Origin of the sequence: Sutterella wadsworthensis 2_1_59BFAA (assembly GCF_000297775.1) — a bacterium.
Taxonomy (GTDB): Bacteria; Pseudomonadota; Gammaproteobacteria; order Burkholderiales; family Burkholderiaceae_F; genus Sutterella; species Sutterella wadsworthensis_A.
On record NZ_JH815518.1, the window covers coordinates 197,969 to 213,648 of the forward strand.

General features: G+C 61.9%; 11 protein-coding genes (1 of these 11 cut by a window edge). 3 read left to right on the forward strand and 8 right to left on the reverse strand.

Annotation, left to right across the window (positions count from 1 at the left end; all coding sequences use genetic code 11):
- Nucleotides 1-157 precede the first annotated feature (157 nt).
- Both HMPREF9465_RS09140 and HMPREF9465_RS09145 read right to left on the reverse strand, forming a co-directional pair.
- Nucleotides 158-802 carry a response regulator transcription factor gene (locus HMPREF9465_RS09140; RefSeq protein ID WP_005436242.1) on the reverse strand — a complete coding sequence of 215 codons (645 nt, stop codon included), beginning with the start codon at nucleotides 800-802 and terminating at the stop codon, nucleotides 158-160.
- A 35-nt stretch (nucleotides 803-837) separates the two neighbouring features.
- Entirely contained in the window at nucleotides 838-3,213 is a 2,376-nt protein-coding gene (locus HMPREF9465_RS09145; RefSeq protein ID WP_005436243.1) for a PAS domain-containing sensor histidine kinase, read from the reverse strand.
- A gap of 153 nt (nucleotides 3,214-3,366) precedes the next feature.
- Between HMPREF9465_RS09145 and rpiA the strand changes: the two genes are divergently transcribed.
- Nucleotides 3,367-4,032 (forward strand): ribose-5-phosphate isomerase RpiA, encoded by a 666-nt coding sequence (gene rpiA / locus HMPREF9465_RS09150; protein WP_005436244.1) that lies wholly within the window; start codon nucleotides 3,367-3,369, stop codon nucleotides 4,030-4,032.
- 95 nt (nucleotides 4,033-4,127) lie between these two features.
- Here rpiA and HMPREF9465_RS09155 read toward each other — a convergent pair whose 3' ends face one another.
- Nucleotides 4,128-4,406, reverse strand: coding sequence for an oxidative damage protection protein (locus tag HMPREF9465_RS09155; RefSeq protein ID WP_005436245.1), 279 nt, complete (start codon nucleotides 4,404-4,406; stop codon nucleotides 4,128-4,130).
- A 132-nt stretch (nucleotides 4,407-4,538) separates the two neighbouring features.
- Here HMPREF9465_RS09155 and hrpA point away from each other — a divergent pair, with 132 nt between their 5' ends.
- Complete coding sequence (gene hrpA / locus HMPREF9465_RS09160; protein ID WP_005436246.1) at nucleotides 4,539-8,867, forward strand: ATP-dependent RNA helicase HrpA; 4,329 nt, start codon at nucleotides 4,539-4,541, stop codon at nucleotides 8,865-8,867.
- 214 nt (nucleotides 8,868-9,081) lie between these two features.
- Nucleotides 9,082-10,149: a D-alanyl-D-alanine carboxypeptidase family protein gene (locus tag HMPREF9465_RS09165; protein WP_231289376.1), complete on the forward strand. Its 1,068-nt coding sequence runs from the start codon at nucleotides 9,082-9,084 to the stop codon at nucleotides 10,147-10,149.
- A 77-nt stretch (nucleotides 10,150-10,226) separates the two neighbouring features.
- On the opposite strand, the gene HMPREF9465_RS09170 is transcribed toward HMPREF9465_RS09165, so the two are convergent.
- From HMPREF9465_RS09170 to HMPREF9465_RS12495, 5 genes are all read right to left on the reverse strand, one after another.
- Nucleotides 10,227-11,033 carry an IclR family transcriptional regulator gene (locus tag HMPREF9465_RS09170; protein WP_005436249.1) on the reverse strand — a complete coding sequence of 269 codons (807 nt, stop codon included), beginning with the start codon at nucleotides 11,031-11,033 and terminating at the stop codon, nucleotides 10,227-10,229.
- Complete coding sequence (locus tag HMPREF9465_RS09175) at nucleotides 11,030-13,045, reverse strand: (Fe-S)-binding protein (protein WP_038007381.1); 2,016 nt, start codon at nucleotides 13,043-13,045, stop codon at nucleotides 11,030-11,032. The genes HMPREF9465_RS09170 and HMPREF9465_RS09175 overlap by 4 nt, the downstream gene beginning before the upstream one ends.
- A gap of 100 nt (nucleotides 13,046-13,145) precedes the next feature.
- The gene (thpR, locus tag HMPREF9465_RS09180) at nucleotides 13,146-13,655 is read right to left on the reverse strand and encodes an RNA 2',3'-cyclic phosphodiesterase (protein ID WP_005436257.1); all 510 of its coding nucleotides are present in this window, start codon (nucleotides 13,653-13,655) and stop codon (nucleotides 13,146-13,148) included.
- An 88-nt stretch (nucleotides 13,656-13,743) separates the two neighbouring features.
- Nucleotides 13,744-14,796: a quinone-dependent dihydroorotate dehydrogenase gene (locus HMPREF9465_RS09185; RefSeq protein WP_005436259.1), complete on the reverse strand. Its 1,053-nt coding sequence runs from the start codon at nucleotides 14,794-14,796 to the stop codon at nucleotides 13,744-13,746.
- Between the two features lie 6 nt (nucleotides 14,797-14,802).
- Nucleotides 14,803-15,680, reverse strand: partial view of an arginyltransferase gene (locus HMPREF9465_RS12495; protein WP_005436261.1) — the 3' portion only. 751 nt of this gene lie beyond the right edge of the window; the window shows 878 of its 1,629 coding nt (coding positions 752-1,629); its start codon lies beyond the right edge, outside the window; the stop codon is at nucleotides 14,803-14,805.

A 15,680-nucleotide genomic window follows, 5' to 3' on the forward strand; every position in this document is an offset into this window, starting at 1 on the left:
CCGGTCCACAGCTGACAATGTTCTGTCGAATTCAAAAAACAAAAGGGCCTCCCGCGCCGTTGAGGCGGAGAGGCCTTGATGGCGGGAAGGCCGCCCGCGGGAGCCGTTTCCGGCTGATCCTCGGGCGCACATCCCACAGTGTATCGGCAATTGATGCTCAGTGGAGCAGCTTCGTGCCCATGACGACGCGCATGAGGTCGGCGACCGTGCCCGAGTTGGTCTTGTCCATGATGGAGGCTCGGTGGGCTTCGACGGTCTTGATGGAGATGTCGAGGTCGTCGGCGATCTGCTTGTTGAGACGGCCGTGGATGATGCGCTCGAGAACCTGCTGCTCGCGCGGCGTGAGCTTGGCGAGCAGGGCTTCATTGAGACTGCGGCGTTCCTTCTCCATGTGGCGTTCACGGGCTTCGCGGAGCATGCGCTCGACGAGCTGCTTGAGGGCGGCCTGCTCGAAGGGTTTTTCGATGAAGTCGACGGCGCCGCGCTTGAGGGCGTTCACGGCCATGGACACGTCTCCGTGGCCCGTGATGAAGATGATGGGCAGCTCGGCCTTGCGGGCCAGAAGGTGTTCCTGCACTTCAAGACCACTCATGCCCGGCATGCGCACGTCAAGCACGAGAACCGCAATGGCCTTCGGGTCGTACTTGGCGATGAAGCTCTCGCCGCTGTCGTAGAGCTCGACGCGGTAGTCGCTCGCCTCGAGGAGCCACTTCAGGGAGTCGCGGACGGCGTCGTCATCGTCGACGACATAGACCGTGCCCAGTGTTTCAGGGGCTTCGGAACCGTAGTCATAGGGAAACATGAAAGAAATCTCTCCTCAGAAAAAGTACCCTGATTCTACATCAGATCAGGATGTTCACGAGCCACGGGTACGGTGAACGTAAAGGTGGCGCCGCCACCCGGCGTGTCGGAGATGACGATTCGGCCGTGGTGGACTTCGACGATTGAGCGGCAGATGTTGAGGCCCATGCCCATGCCCTCATCCTTCGTCGAGTAGAAGGCGTCGAAGAGCATCGTCTTGGCGTCGTCTGGAATGCCCGTGCCGTGGTCGGCCACCCTGAACTGGATGAAGCTGCCGCTCTCGTGGAGCCTCACGTCCAGATCGATCGTGTGGTTGGGACAGGGCTGCACGGCCTCCATGGCGTTCTTGAGCAGGTTGAGAAGCAATTGCTCAAGCATGACGGAGTCGCCGGTCATGGCGGGAAGGTTCGGCTCGATGGTCGTGTTGATGCGTGCGTTGAGCTTCTCCGCCTGAATGAGTGCAAGCTCCATCGTCTCATTGACGACGCTTTCGGGCGTGAGCGACGTGAACTGCGGCTCGGTCTTCTTGGTGGCGGCGAAGCCGCGGATGCGCTTGATGATGGCCGCTGCGCGCTGGGCCTGACGGTTCACCTTGTCGAGCGCTCCGATCGTGTCCTCGCGCGTGAGCTTGCCTGCCTGCAACATCATGCTGGCGCCGGAGGCGTAGTTCGAGATGGCGGCGAGAGGCTGGTTGAGCTCGTGTGCGAGGGAGCTGGCCATCTCGCCCATCGTGACGAGTCGCTGTGTCGTTTCGGCGCGCTTCATCTGGGCCTCGAGCGCAAGCTCGGTTTCGCGTTGGTTGGTGATGTCGGTCGCGATGATCATGCGAGCGGGCGTGTCGTCCGTCCAGGTGAGCCACTGCATGCGGGCGTCGAACCAGCGGTTGGTCTCGGCGTCGTAGACGCCTTCGCGGGCGATCAGCGAGTGCTTTTCGGAGATGAGCTTCACGAGACGGATCGCGCCGTCGGGCGAGTCGCCGAAGAGCTTTTCGTAGGGGGTGTTGCGAAAGAGAAGGCGGGGGTGATCGGGATCGCCGCCTAGCACGCAGATCGCCGAATTCATCGATTGCACGACGCGCGTGAAGCGTTCGTGCGCGGCCTTCATGCGTTCGCGGGCGCGCTTTTGCTCGGTGATGTCGTAAAGCTCGCCGATCCAGCCGATCACGCGGCGGTTTTCGTTGAGAAGCGGAGAGACGTTGAGCTGTCCGTCAAAAAGCAGGCCGTCCTTGCGGCGGACGCGGAATTCGATCGAGCGCACCTGACGGTCCTCGGGGTGCGCAAGAATGTCCTGAAGCGTTGCGGAGATGTCGTCCTCCCAGTACGGATAGGGAGGCATGACGCCGATGAGCTCCTGCGTGCGGTAGCCGACGAGCTTCTGAAAGGTTTCGTTGACGAAGAGGATTCTGCCCTCGCGGTCCGTAACGCGGATGCCTGCCACGGACGAGTCGCTCATGGCCACGCGAAGCGAGTTCTCGGCAAAGAGCTTCTGGTGGGCCTTGTGCTGCTGGCGCTGGTTGCTCACGAGAAGTCCGAGCGCGACGGCAAGAAGGCCTGCGAGCGCGATGATGGCCCAGAACTTCAGGTTGTCCGTCGTGAAGAGCGAATGCTCGTTGCTGAGGCTCACGAGCCTGAGCGACGGATCGTTGAGGAGCGGAATGTTCGTCGAATAGGTGAGCGAGCGGGCGGATGTGCGGAACTGCTTGCGGTCGATGACGGGCTTGCCGTCCGCCTCAAGATAGAAGATGTAGGGCGTCGTGCCGATCACGCTGTTGGCTGCGTCGGCGATGAGGCGCGAGAGGTTGATGCGCGCCATGAGGACCTGGTCGTCAGCAGGAGTCGGCACGAAGAGGTCGAAGAAGACCTGGCGCGTATCCTTGACGGAATAGGGAGAGGTGACGACGGGCGCCTCGCGCGTGAGTACGGAGCGTACGGGTTCGTACATGGCCGAGGCGTCGATGCGGCGCTCGGGCGAGTCGGGCATCAGCGCGCTCTGCGAGGTCGAGGCCCAGTGGCGAAGCACCTTGCGGTCGCGGTCCACGAGCGCCATGTCGACCACCTCTCGGCGGTCCTGCATGAAGGCCATGGCGGCGAGTTCGGCGCCTGCCGTGCGCGAGGGAGTGCCCGGAATGTGGATGAGGCGCATGCTCGACTTCTGCAGAAGCTCGGTCGTGCCCATGAGGCGGGACTCGACGGCCTGCACGATGAGGTCGGTGGACTGCTGGAGGCGGACGCTTTCGGCGCGGCGGTCGGCGTCGATCATGAAGACCGCGACAACAAAGAAGCAGGCGGCGAGGAGCACGAGCGCGGCCCACGAGGCGTAGATGCCGACGCGGGAGTTGGCGCTCGAGTCATGCGAGACGCTCAGCTTGCGGAAGGTCGACGCGACTTGTTCGTCGGTGAAGTCAATGGCCATGTTTTTCGTCTGGGAAGGTGCTGTGGGTGCATTGTAGTGCAGAGAGGGGCGCAAAAGGCGCGGGAACCGGTCAAGGGAGTACGCTGCCGGCGTCGAAAGGCCGGCGAGGACGGTAAAATAGGAGCCGTTCACCACCAACCGGAATTGTCCCCCATGGCTCTTACCCAGCAGGAACTCAAGCGCGAGGTCGCCCGTGCGGCGCTCGCCTATGTCGAAGAAGGCCGAATCCTCGGCGTCGGAACCGGCTCCACCGTCGATCAGTTCATCGATCAGCTGCCCGGCATTCGTGAAAAGATCCCCGCCTGCGTCTCCTCGAGCGAGCGCTCCACGAAGCGTCTTGAAGCGCTCGGCTTCAAGGTGCTCGACATGAACGAGGTTGACGAAATCGGCGTCTACGTCGACGGTGCCGACGAAATAGATCCGGGCTTCTCCATGATCAAGGGAGGCGGGGGCGCGCTTACGCGCGAAAAGATCGTCGCGTCCATTTCCGGCCGCTTCGTCTGCATTGCGGACGCCTCGAAGAAGGTGCCCGTGCTCGGTTCCTTCCCGCTCCCCGTCGAAGTCATTCCGATGGCGGCCCGTGCCGTGAAGGCGAAGCTCGAGGCGCTCGGCGCGACCGTGAAGCTCCGTAACTTCGTCACCGACAACGGCTGCCACATTCTTGATGCCTCGGGCCTTCGCATCGAGGATCCGAAGGCGCTCGAGGCCGAGATCAATGCCTGGCCCGGCGTCGTCACGGTGGGCCTTTTCGCCGCCCGCGGCGCCGACGTGCTGCTTTTGGGCACGCAGGAAGGCGTGCAGACGTTCGAACGAGGCTGACAGACCGTTCGACTGCAAGGAAAAAGCCCGCACTTCCTTGGGAAGTGCGGGCTTTTCGGGCCGTGTTTCGGCGAGGACCTGTCCGCAGTCGCGGATCAGGGCTTCGGCGGCACGAAGTTCTCAGGCACCTGAACGCCTTCGGCATCACCGAAGAAGTAGCGTTCGCACTGCTGCATCAGATGCTGGCGGGCGGACAGGTCGGCGAGGTTGAGGCCGTATTCGTTGACCATCATGGTCTGAAGGCGCGTCCATTCGGCCCATGCCTCCTTGCTCACCTCACGCCAGATGCGGGCGCCGAGAGCGCCGGGAAAAGGCGGGTAGTCGAGCCCTTCGGCTTCCTTCTTGAGTTTTACGCAGTTAACCATGCGGGCCATCTGTTTGCTCCTTGATTGATGTGTGGCGGACGGCATGAAGCCGCCCGAAGCATTCGTACATTGTAGCGCGAGTCCGTCAAATTCTACGTGGAGCTCTTTCTGAGGCTCCATCCATTTATTCGAAGATTTTCTATGTCCGATCGTGCGCTGTTTGCGGCTTTCCAGAAGGTGAAGGCCCAGGTTGATGATGCCGTGTCTCTCACCCGTGAAAGGGAGGCCAGAGCCAGAGCTGAAGAGGAGAAGGCGCGTGCGGCCAAAAAGACTCGCGTCGTGAAGGCGGCCGAGACAAGGAGGGCCGAGGCGGGCACCGCGAGCATCAGCGCTTCGGCCTTCAGCGCAACGGGGGGCTTCGGCGCGGCGCTCGCAGACGCGGCGAAGTCGTCGGGTGCATCCTTCCGCATGGCGGCCCCCGCAAAGTCGCGGGGCGGACAGCCCGTGACGGCGCCGAAGGCGGAGCCGTCGGCAGTGCGAAAGCATGCGCAGATGTCCCCTTCCACGAAGGCGAAGGAGGCGCAGGGAAAACGACACGATGCCAAAGCGGATCGAGCAGGCCGCAGGCCTTCCGGTGAGCAGGCAGGCATCAGGAACGAGCGTTCCGAAGGCACCGCAAGGCAAAGCGGGCGCACGCATTCGCGCGAGGGAGCTGATCGTCAGAAGACGGTGTCCTCCGAGGCCCCGAAGCGCCGTCTTTCCTATGAAGAGCGCCGCAATCCCGTCCCGCCCTTTACGCTCATGCCGGGGCTTCCCGTTTCCGAGCGTGGCGAGGAGGTTGCGAAGGCCATCCGCGAGAACAGGGTTGTGATCGTCTGCGGCGAAACCGGCTCGGGCAAGACGACGCAGTTGCCGAAAATCGCCATGATGGCGGGGCGCGGCGTTCACGGGATGATCGCGCACACTCAGCCCCGCCGCATCGCGGCGAGCTCGATCGCCAAGCGCATCGCCGAGGAGCTCAAGACCGAGCCCGGCGAAGTCGTGGGCTACAAGGTGCGCTTCACCGACACGATGTCGCCGGGCGCCACCATCAAGCTGATGACGGACGGCATTCTGCTTGCCGAGACTCAGAATGATCCGATGCTTCGCGCCTATGACACGGTGATCATCGACGAAGCGCACGAGAGATCGATCAACATCGACTTCCTGCTCGGCTATCTGAAGCGCCTGCTTTCGAAGCGGCGCGACCTCAAGGTGATCGTCACTTCGGCCACGATCGACGCCGAGCGATTTGCCCGACATTTTGAGATCGACGGGCGTCCCGCTCCGATTCTGACGATCTCGGGCCGCACCTATCCCGTCGAGGTTCGCTATCGTCCGATCGAGGACATGGATGAGGCCGACGACAAGACCCTCGTCGGCGCGATTGACGATGCGGTGGGCGAACTCGAGGCTTCGGGACGCGGGGACATTCTGGTGTTCCTGCCGGGCGAGCGCGAAATCCGCGAGGCCGCGGACGTTCTTCGCAAGTCGCGTCCCTCGACAACGGAGATTCTTCCGCTTTTTGCGCGCCTGACGGCTGCAGAGCAGGAGCGCGTGTTCCGCCCCTCCGGAGCGAGGCGAATCGTGCTCTCCACCAATGTGGCGGAAACCTCCATCACGGTGCCTGGCATCAGGTTCGTCGTGGACACGGGGCTTGCCCGCGTCAAGCGCTACTCCTATCGCAACAAGGTCGAGCAGCTTCAGATCGAACCCGTGAGTCAGGCCTCCGCCAATCAACGCGCCGGCCGATGCGGCCGCGTGGCCGACGGCATCTGCATCCGACTGTACAGCGAGGATGACTTTGCACGCCGCCCCGCCTTTACGGATCCCGAAATTCTGCGCTCGAACCTTGCCGCCGTCATCCTGCGCGCCATTTCGCTCAAGCTGGGCGACGTGCGCGAATTTCCGTTCGTTCAGACGCCGCCGCCCCGCGCGATTGCGGACGGTTTTGCCATTCTGCAGGAGCTCAACGCCGTCACGGAGGAAGGCGAACTCACGCGCGTGGGCAGGGAGCTCGCTAGGCTTCCCGTCGACCCGCGTCTCGGCCGCATGCTGCTTGCAGGCTCCGAACAGGGCAGCCTTGAAGAGCTGCTGACGATCTGCGCAGGGCTCTCCATTCAGGATCCGAGAGAGCGTCCCGCCGATGCACAGCAGGCGGCGGATGAGGCGCACAGGAAGCTTGCGGACGAAAAGTCTGACTTCCTTTCCTACGTCAAGCTCTGGAACTGGTATGAAAAGGCCAATGCCGAGAAGGAAAGCAACCGCAAGCTTGAGGCCGAGCTTCACAGGCGCTACCTTTCGGTGAGGCGCCTGCGCGAATGGCGCGATGTTCGCCGTCAGCTCGTGCAGCTCACCGACGAGCTCGGCTGGCGCAGGAACACGTCGCCCGCCACCTTCGAGCAGGTGCACCGCGCCCTGCTGACGGGTCTTCTGGGCAACATCGGCTCTAAGGCCGTCGAAAGCGACTTTCGTGTGCCTCCCTACCTTGGCGCTCGCGGCATCAAGTTCTGGATCTGGCCTGGATCGGCGCGCGCCAAGAAGGCGGGTCGCTGGATTCTGGCTGCCGAAATCGTCGAAACGTCCCGCATGTTCGCGCGCTGCGTGGCAGACATCGAGCCCGAATGGATCGAGGCGGCTGCAGGCGATCTGCTTCGCAGGAATTGGACCGAGCCCCATTGGGAGAAGAGCCGAGGGGAGGTTGTTGCATTCGAGCGCGGCACGCTCTACGGTCTCACGATCTACCAGCAGCGTAGGGTGAGCTTTGCGCCGCACGATCCGAAGCTCGCACGCGAACTCTTCATCCGTCAAGCGCTCGTTGAGGGCGAGTGGGATGGCCGTGCGGAGTTCTATGCACACAATGCCAGGCTGGTCAGGGAGATTCAGGATCTCGAGCACAAGACTCGCCGCCCCGACGTGCTTGTGGACGACGAGCTGATGTTCGCCTTCTACGATGAGAGGATTCCGGCAGATGTCGTCTCCACGCCGACGCTGTTGAAGTGGCTCAAGGCAACCTCCCGCGACGATCCGAAGGCGCTCTTCATGTCCCGTGACGAGCTGATGCGTCATGACGCATCAGGCGTCACCAACCGCTATTTCCCGAAGACGATGGAGATGGCGGGTATTTCGATGGCACTCAACTACCACTTCGAGCCCGGCAGTCCCCGGGACGGTCTGACGCTTGCGGTGCCGCTCTACGCCCTCAACCAGCTCGACGCCGTACGCGCCGAATGGCTCGTGCCGGGCATGGTGAAGGAGAAGGCTCAGACGCTGCTCAAGTCGCTCCCGCAGAAGATCAGGCGCCACTGCGTGCCGATTGCCGATTTTGCGGGCGGCTTCTTCACGCGAACGAAGGAGGGAGAGCCGCAGGCGAAGGGCTTCCTTGAAGCGCTTGCCGACGACGTGCGGTCCCAGACTGGCGTTCCCTGCACTGTCGGAGACTTCAAGCTCGAGCAGCTGCCGCCGCATCTCATCATGAACTTCAAGGTGCTGGACGAGCATGGTCGCCAGATCGGCATGGGGCGCAATCTTGCACAGTTGCGCGCCGAGTTCGGCGAGGCGGCACAGGAGACTTTCCGCCACGTCGCTCAGGAGGATGCGGCTGTAGCAAAGGATCTTGAGGACGGCATCACCGACTGGACCTTCGGCGAGCTTCCTGAGCTCATGGAGATTTCCCGCAGGGGTCAGACCCTGATCGGTCATCCTGCGCTTACGGATCGCGGAACCGACTGTGCAATCGAGGTCTACGATGATCCGCTGGAGGCCCGTCGAGAGCACAGAAAGGGGCTTCTGCGTCTCTTCAGGCTCGCTCTTCGCGAGCAGGTGAAGTTCGTTGAAAGAACGCTTCGAGATCTTGGCCGCGTGCAGATGCAGGCTCAGACGGTGCCAGGACTGTCCAGACTCTTCGAGAGCGCGGACACGCTGTCGACTTCCGTCGTCGACTGCGCGCTCGAGGCAACGGCGCTTGCCGAACCCTGGCCTCACGATGAGGCAAGCTTCAGGGAGCGACGCGAGGACGTGAAGGGGCGCCTCACGCTGGTGGCCGGTGAAATCTCGCGTCTTCTCACCGAGATTGTGACGGAGGCCGCAGGCATTCCCCTGAAGCTTCGCCGTCTGAGCGGCGAGAAGGCTCTGACGGATGACATTGAGGCTCAGCTCAACGATCTGTTCAGAAAGGATTTTCTGACGACGGTGCCGCTTTCTCAGCTCGCGCACTATCCCCGCTATCTGAGGGCGGTGCACTACAGGCTTGACCGCTATCGTGACGATCCCGTACGCGACGAATCCCGCCGTGCGGACATCGAGAGGCTTTCCGTACCGCTCATGAGGGCTCGTGCGGCGCGTCGCGGACAGCCCGACTCTCGTCTTGATGAATTCGGATGGATGTTGCAGGAGCTCCGCGTCTCGCTTTTCGCCCAGCAGCTGCGAACGCCGATGCCAGTGAGTGTCAAGCGTCTCGAGCGCGTGTGGATGTCGATCACGAGACTATGACACTTGACGACGTCTTGCAGAAACAAGTGCTAACGATTTTCTCTCGCGTACGGTGTCGGGTTTCTTGATGCCGTCGGTTCCGCAATCCGACAGCAACTTTTAAAATTAACAAAATGTACTGCGCCGGCGCATCCGGCGCAGCGGCTTGTTTGGGATTTGACGGACCTTCTGTAGGTCGTGGGCGGTGGTCGTGAAATTCAGCTTGAAGAAAATCGTGTTGGCACTTGGGCTAGGCGCATTCGTGGCGGCAGGCCCGTCGGTTGTTGTGACGCCCGTGCTGGCGGCGACGACTCAGAAGGCAGTGAAGGCGGGTGTAAAGAAGACGTCGGTCAGAAAGACCGTCAAGAAGACCACCTCCGTCAAGCGTACGAACAGCCGCAAGACGCTGGGCAGGGCCAAACATGCGGTCAAGAAGTCGAGCAAGAAGCCGCGCAGACAGGCGCGCAGGCGCGTGACGGCGCCCTCTCAGGCGACGCTCGCCGGTCTCAGGCAGACGCCCGACCTGCTGAGTCTTGGCAGCAGCGTGGCGCTTGCCGTCGATCAGGATACAGGCGAGGAGCTCTTCAGCAAGAATGCCGGCGTTGAGCTGCCGATCGCATCGGTCACGAAGCTCATGACGGCGCTCGTCATTGCGGAGAGCGGCCTGCAGATGAATGAAAGGCTCCGCATCTCCCGAGAGGACTATGTGCGAAGCCGCGCCCGCTCAAAGCTGAGGAGCGGCATGCGCATGACGCGCGGAGCCGTTCTCAAGGCCGCCCTGATGTCGAGCGACAACAGGGCCGCGACTGCGCTTGCGCGCACCTATCCGGGCGGGCGCAAGGCCTTTGTCATGAAGATGAATGAAACGGCGGAACGTCTCGGCATGACGGATTCCGTTTTTGCGGATCCGTCGGGGTTGGACAATCGAAATCACTCCACGGCGCGTGATCTTGCGAAGCTTGTCGCAGAGGCGCACAAGCATGAGGTGATTCGCGAGTCGTCTACGTTGCAGTTCGCGAGCGTTCCTGCGGGGCGCCGGCAACTGAAGCTTGTGACGACCAATCGCCTGATCGGCAATCCCGACTGGAACATCGGCGTGCAGAAGACGGGCTTTACGACGGCGGCCGGCCGCTGCATGGTCGTGCAGAGTGAGTTTGCCGATCGACGCGTCGTCATGGTGCTCCTTGACAGTCCGAACAGCGCGCAGCGTGCGGCCGACATGCAGACCATGCGAACCTTTGTGGAAAATGAGGATCACATCAACGAGCAGTTCGATTCGATGCATCCCTACGAGGTGTTCTGACAGCCTTCATCTTGGCTGAAACGAATTTGCCCGCCGTCAGGCTTCCCCTGACAGGCGGGCTTTTCATTGCATTGGGGTTAGCCGTCACCGTACCCCTTTCCCTTGATGCGCTCTCCGATCCCTGCGCCCATGGCGGAGGATATCGACTGGGCGATGCCGCAGAGCTTGGCGATCCGCTCGGGGGTGAACTCGTTGGAACGATGGGCGGCGAGCGAGATCGTGGCGATCAGCCTGCCGCCGGCACCGAAGATCGGTGCGGCAACGCAGTGCACGTTTGACTCGTACTCCTCGCGGTCATAAGCCCAGCCGGTTTCACGGGCGTGCGCAAGGGTCACGAGCAGGTGGTCGAGGGACTGAATGGAGTTCTGCGTCCCTGCCTTCAGGCCTGTTCTTTCCGTGTAGCCGCGAATTTCGTCAGGTGACATGCGTGCCAGAAAGAGCTTGCCGCCTGACGTGATGTGCAGAGGTGCCCAAGACCCGATGCGGCGAAGTTGGTTGGCCTTGTATTCAGGCGCAAGCACATGTTCGATGTAGAGCAGCCTGTCGTTGTCGCGAATGGCCAGATTCACCGTCATGCCTGTTGCGGCGTGAAGCTGCTGCATGAACGGAAGAGCGCGCTGGCGCACCGTGAAGCGCTCGTAGACGAGGTTGCCGAGTTCCAACAGCCTGAGTCCAAGACTCCACTGTCCGGCGGGATTCTGCTTGACGAATCCCATGGCCGAGAGAGACCCCAGAATTCGGTGGACCGTCGAGGCTGAAAGTCCCGTTTCTCGGGCGAGCGTTGTCAGGGCGAGCGGTTCGGACGAGGCCTCCAGTCTGGCAAGCAGACGGTTCGCTCGGTCAAGCACCTGAATGCCGTGTCTGGATTCGGAGCTCTCCGTCATTTGGAGGCGCCCTCTTCAGGAAGCGCGGCGGCGACGAGTTCGGCGATGTCGGAGATGCTGACCGACTCAGCATCCCGGGTAACGGCTCGGGCGCTCTCGAGCATCGTGAGACAGTGCGGGCAGGATACGGCGATGGTGTCTGCTCCCGAGGCGCGGAGGTCCTTCAGGCGGATGACGTTGACGGAGTTGGAGCCGTGCCTGTCGATCCACATCTGCCCACCGCCCGCACCGCAGCAGAGCGTGCGCTCGCCGGATTCGGCGGGGGACTTGAGGACGGTACAGACGGAGTTGAGCACGCTGCGGGGCTCTGCGACGATGCCGTTGATGCGCGCGAGGTAGCAGGGATCGTGGTAGACCGCACTGAGCCCTTCGGACTTGACGTACGGAAGACTGCCTGCCTTCATGAGTTCGTCAATGAAAACAGAGTGACTGACCACGGGCCAGCGGAAGTCCTCGAAGGACGGATATTCATTCTTGAGCGTATTGAAGCAGTGGGGGCAGGCCGTCAGGATGCGGTCGAAGTCATATTGGGCGAAGTTTCCGATGTTTTCCTGAGCAGCGGTCTGGTAGAGGTATTCCTCGCCGAGTCTGCGGGCGAACTCGCCGTGGCAGCGCTCTTCGGCCATGACGGCGAAGTTGACCCCTGCGGCCTTGAGAATCCTCACCATGCTGCGTGCGATCTTGCGCGCGCGGCGGTCGTAGCTGGCGGCGCAGCCAACCCAGTAGAGGACGTCGTAGTGAACACCGCTTTCTGCGACCGGAACATCAAGATCCTTGGCCCAATCGAGGCGTTCGTAGGGATCAAGTCCCCAGGGATTGCCGACGGAGGCGGTGTTTTCGAGCGCATTGGCGACGCCTTCAGGGAAGTCGCCTGCTTCGAGCGCCAGATGGCGGCGCATGTTGACGATGATTTCGGGGAGACTGATGCCGGCAGGGCAGGCGCGTGAGCAGGCGCCGCAGGTTGTGCAGGACCAGAGGGCGTCGCGGGAGACGGTTTCCTCGAGAGACGGAAGCGCGGCTGCTTCTTCGGTCTTCTCCTCCATGTGCATGCGGTCACGCAGTGAAACGATCAGGGCTCGAGGATCAAGCGGCGTTCCTGCGCGGACCGCAGGACAGGCGGCCGTGCAACGGCCGCATTCCGTGCAGGCGTCGAAGGCCGTTCGCTCGCGGGTCGTGAACTGACTGAAGCTGGAGACGCCGAACGTTTCCTGCTCCTCAATGTCGTCGATCTTGCGAAGGAGGCCTGCGGGCTTTTCCTCACGGGTGAAGAGCCCTGCAGGTGTGCGGTAGACGTGCGCGTAATAAGTAAGCGGAACGGCTGCAATGAAGGCAAGGGATGAGATGCCGTGAATCGTCCAGATCCAGGTGTGAAGCAGACGTAGTTCCGCCTCCGACAGACCGCAGGCGAGGAGCATCTTGGCAACGAGATGCCCGATGGGCGAATACACGGACCAGGCGGGCAGGGTGGCCGCCAGACGGATGCCTTCAACAAGGAAGCCTGTGAGCACGATGAACGCGAGCGAGAGATAGGCGCAGACAAATCGTGCGTCACCGGGCAGGCCCGACTCCTTGGACCAGCGGCGGGCGGCTCCGAGCGCGAGTGCGATCAGAACGGCGATGCCTGCGCAGTCGAGCACGAACTTGTAGGCGAGGTAGAAGCCTCCCTGAAGGAACTGAGCATCAAAGACGTAGTGGCCTACGTCCCAGTCGAGCGTGGCGAGCGCCGTGCCGCAAAAGAGAAGGAAGAAGCCCCAGGCAAGCACTGCGTGTAGGCGCCCTGCGCTCGTCTCGCGGATCTTCTTCTGAGTGAAGACGTCGGCGATGACGGAGAAAAGACGGGCTCTTCTATCCTTGACGGGGTGTGGATCCTCTGCGCCTCGAAGCCACAGGTGGCGATTGCGTAGGATGCCTGCGATGAGGAGCGCGACGGCGGTGAAGCCGAGCACATAGACGCCGATTTCGCCCCAAAGGGGCACGTTCCAGAAGGCGGGGCGAATGGGATGGTCTGTCATGGGAGACTGTGGTACGGGGTTGATGAATGAGGGCGTCATTGTACTAAAAAAGAAGGGAGACTTTCCGCAATGCGGAAAGTCTCCCTTCGATGGCTGTTTCTCAGAGGACCTGACGGTAGCGGATCATGCCCGTGCGTGGATCCTTGACGGTTTCCATCAGAACGGGGCCTGAGAGCGGGACTGTGCGGGCGGGAAGCGTCATGGGCGGATGGCCGCGGCGCCAGTCGCGGGCAAGCGTGATGTGGGCTCTGAAGGGCTTGTCGTCGAGCGGAAGGCCGAGTCGGGTGATGGTACTCCTGACTTCGTTGACGACGGGATCGAGGCTCTCGGCGGGGGAGAGGCCCGCGTAGAGAATGCGCTGTCGATCGAACGTACCGATGCGTCCGATCGTGATGTCGCGCGGCGTAAGCGCACAGAGCGGACGGAGGGCGGCGGAGAGTCTGCGGGCGTCGATCGTCGAAATCTCGCCCACAAAGGCAAGCGTCAGGTGAAGGTTGGTGCTTCGGGTGAAGCGGGCCAGAGGATCGATTCTGGCGAAAGCCTTGGCGTCACGGGCAAGAGCGTCGCACACGTCGTGAGGCAGCAGAAGCGCGGCAAAAACGCGGGGCATGGCAAATCCTGTCATTGAAGGGAAAAAGAAAAGGGCGCTGCGGTCCGAGGCCGCAGCGCCCATTTGTTCTCAAGGAAGACCTTGTTGATTAGGCCTTCTGAGCGGCTCGCCAACGGGCGACCGCTTCGGAACATTCGGCGATGAGGGCCGGACCGGAATAGATGAAGCCGGTGTAAAGCTGGAGGAGCTTGGCGCCCGCTTCCATCTTTTCAACGGCATCCTGAGGCGTCATGACGCCGCCGGAGGCGATGATCGGAAGAGCACCCTGAACGTGATCGGCGATGAGGCGGACGACTTCAGTGGAGCGTTCGCGGAGCGGAGCGCCGGAAAGGCCGCCCGTTTCCGTGCAGTTGGGCATGCCCTGAATACGGTCGCGCGTGATGGTCGTGTTGGTGGCGATCACGGCGTCGATGCCGCGCTCGATGAGCGTGTCGACGCAACGCAGGATCTCTTCGTTTTCAAGATCGGGGGCAAGCTTGACAGCGATGGGCACGTGCTTGCCGTTGCGGGCGTCCTTGAGCTGCTGGCGGCGGGTTACGATGCCGGAAACAAGATGGTCGAACTTGTCGGCGCCCTGAAGCTGGCGAAGATTCTTCGTGTTGGGCGAGGAGATGTTGACGGCGATGTAGTCGGCGTGGTCGTAGACCTTGTCGAGGCACTTTTCATAGTCGGAAAGCGCATTTTCGATCGGCGTGACGGCGTTCTTGCCGATGTTGATGCCGAGAATGCCGCCGCGCAGACGGAAGGCGTCGGCGCTGCGGAGGTTTTCGATCACCTTGTCGCAGCCTTCGTTGTTGAAGCCCATGCGGTTGATGATGCCCTTGGCCGGGATGACGCGGAAGCAGCGGGGCTTCGGATTGCCGGGCTGGGCGAGCGGCGTGATCGTGCCGATTTCGACGTGGCCGAAGCCGAGGGCGCCGAAGGCGTTCACGCGGATGCCGTCCTTGTCCATGCCGGCGGCAAGACCGATCGTGTTGGGGAAGCGCAGGCCCATCACTTCAACCGGATCCTCGTCAGGCATGTGCGTCAGGAGCTTGTGAAGTCCGAGATGCGTGGCCCAGTCGAGGTTGGCCATGGTGACGTTGTGAGCGGTTTCCGGCTGCATCGAAAACAGCACGCGGCGGCAAAGCGAGTAAAGCATGATGATCTAAAGGGACGTTGGGTCGAGAAGCTTGGGGTCGGCTGTAAATTTTCGTTCCGGCATCCAGCCGTTCTCCCAGAATATGTCCATCGGCTGGAAGCGCGTCTTGTAGTCCATGCCTGGATAGCCGGGAAGCCAGTACCCCAGATACACGTAACTGAGGCCGTTTCGACGGGCATATTCGATTTCGGAGAGGATGCCGAAAGTCCCGAGACTCAGCTTGGGAACATCGGGGTCGAAGAACGTATAGACGGCACTGAGTGCGTTGTCTAAACAATCTATTATACAAACCATCTTAAGCTCGTTGGGGCGAGGGGCATCAGGGGAAGTCCGAAACTCAAGGAGGCGGGTGTCCGAGCACGTGGAGAAGAGCACCGTGCTTACCGTGCTGCGGTCCATGTCCGCCATGACGCTACGGCGATGGCGCGAGTCCTGATAGCGCTTGTAGAGTTCGTACTGTTCCTCCGTCATGGGGGCCAGCTTGAGCTCGCGCATGACGAGTGATGCATTGCGCTTCATCGTGCGGCGCATTGTGTCGTCAGGCCTGAAGGCGTGAACGTCGATGCGAGTCGGGATGCACCGACGGCATTCGTTGCAGGCAAGTCTGTACAGGTAAGTGCTGTCGCGTCGAAAGCCGGCCTCGATCAGACGGTTGTACATGGGCGTGACGCGGGGATCGGTGGAAGCAAGTGGAATGACTTCCATCGTGGATCTGCGACCGTCCTCATAGTAGTTGCACGTGCCGTCGATGGCGAGCGTATGGAAAAGCATTCCACCCGCGTGTGCGAAGCGCTGTTCATGGACGATGGTCAGATCGTTCGGCGTGCGTTCGGCGTATTCGGAATAGACGGACTCAAGAAAAGGAAGCAGGCTGAGGCTTTCCG